We start from the raw sequence: 2,066 nt of genomic DNA, 5'->3' as shown, positions 1-2,066 counted from the left end.
GACAACGCCCACGAGGCCGCCCGCTCCGCCCAACAACGCGCACACCACCTACGCGAAAGCGCACACGCACTCGAAACCGCCGCCGAAGCAACCCGGCAGGACCCCCACAGCGACGAAGCCGCCACCGCCCGGGCCCAAGCCGAACAGCACTACCAGAGCACCCGCCACCTCCTCCCCCCAGAACCCGGCACCACCAACCTCCACACCTTCCCCTTCTTCGCCGACTTCTCCCGGCAGGCCCTCCAGCTCCTGGGCCCCGCCGAACCCGCACCCGTACCGGGGAGCCTCGATCCACGCGGCGTCCGCTACTTCACCAGCAACCGCGAGGGCGAGGCCTACGGCGGGCAGGTCCTGGACGCCCCCCGCCACCCTCACGGGTTCACGAACCTGCCACCGGAACAACAGGAAGCGGTCTACGCGTACACCAAGAGTTCAGTGCCGTACAACTGGACGCTGCGTACTTCAGGAATCCAGGGCAAGCTAAACATTCTGCGGCGATTGACCTCCCACCGCGGCCCGGGATGGCCCCTGTACGAACTGGCGAGCCCGGCGTATCCGAAAAAACCGACGTTGCACGACATCACCAACGCCAGTTTCAGGGCCCTCTCCCCGGAGCAGCAGAAACTCGTGCTGAAGATCAGGCAGTCGACGGACCCGGCCGGAGAACTCGCGCGGTTCACCGACAGGGAAGCACTATCCGCCGAACGCCTGGTCAACTCGTTCGGGACCTTCCCCACGCTCAACGACATCGAGCAGCGACTCGACCTCATCGACCAGGCCCTGGACCACCCCCTGCCGGAACCGATCCTGGTCCACCGGGCACTGCAAGAGGTCGGCTTCATGCAGGACTTGGACCGGGAGGCCGTTCGCAGCCTCGAAGGGACAGTCCAGACCGAGCCCGGCTACCTATCCGCCAGCCTGGGCACGGAAACAGGGTCCGAGATCGCACGTAGATGGAACTTCCAACTCCATCTCACCCTGCCCGCCGGTTCCCGGGGCCTGTGGGTCGGCGATCACGGCGCCTTCCCCGAACAGCGGGAGATCCTCCAGCCGCGTGGTCTCCAGTACCTGATCACACGCGTCGTCGAACGCCCCGACCAGAAGGTCCACATCCACGCCGAGGCCCTCCCCCCCAGCCAGGCCCAGCCCCGGCAGGAACTCGGCCTCAGGGACCAGGACCTCCGCCGCTGGCTGCGCCCGACACCTCATTGGACCGCTCCGGCGGCTCCGGAGAACGCCGATACCGGCACCGGTATGCATCGGGGACTGCGACTTCCAGACCATCGCTCGGCCCTCCAACGGGCGCCCCGACTCCTACCAGAACCAGCTGCCACCTGGCTCCGACAGGCCTTGGCGCACTACACCGGAACCTACCGAGACCTGGTCGACGGCGGACTTCTCGGCGGGAGCGTCCCTCCGGACCAGCGCGAAGCCGTCGTCTCACTCATCCACCGCCTCGATCTCGCCTTCGCCAACACCAGGAGCAGCCGACCACTCATCCTCCATGCAGGCGTCGACATCGGCTTCCTGGACAGGATGGTTCGTGGAGCTGGGCCCGCCCATCCCGTGGGCACCGTGCACACCGAACCCGGTTTCCTCACAGCGTCCCTGTTCCCCACCGCCCCCGAGGATCACGCGGTCGAACTCATCCTCCTCGTCCCCACCAAGTTCCCGGTCCTCCGTCTCGGCGACATCACGGCCCTGCTCCCCCGCGACACCAGCCTCCTCATCCACGGCACCCGACGCCCGCGCAACACACCGGCCTGGACCGTCCAAGCCGAAATCGTCCCCACCGGTTGGAGGCCCGGTCCCCACTGGAGAGCACGCCCGATCACCTCCCCCTACAGCACGAGCGCCGGGCCCTCCGCGGTGGAGGGCACCGGGCACACCAGCACGGGCGGTCCCAGCGGCACCGCCCCCCGCGATGGTGCGGGCGAGGTACGCCCCGACCGTCCCGGCCCCGACCATCGGCCGGAAAGCGGTGACGGATGGGTACGGCTGCCCGACGGCACCCGACGCTGGGGCCGCTACGGAGCAGCCGGACTCCTGCTCTACTCCGTCCACCC

At 68.4% G+C, this 2,066-nt stretch carries 2 pseudogenes; both read left to right on the top strand.

The features are described 5' to 3' along the window. Window positions 1–435 precede the first annotated feature (435 nt). A pseudogene (locus B042_RS26680) lies at window positions 436–1,032 on the top strand (ADP-ribosyltransferase); the annotation flags it as partial. 966 nt (window positions 1,033–1,998) lie between these two features. Then, window positions 1,999–2,066 (top strand): annotated as a pseudogene (locus B042_RS26675) (NUDIX hydrolase); the annotation flags it as partial.

The organism is Nocardiopsis sp. CNT312 (genome assembly GCF_000515115.1).
In the GTDB taxonomy this organism is placed as follows: Bacteria; Actinomycetota; Actinomycetes; order Streptosporangiales; family Streptosporangiaceae; genus Nocardiopsis.
This window is presented reverse-complemented; position numbering and strand designations above follow the sequence as displayed.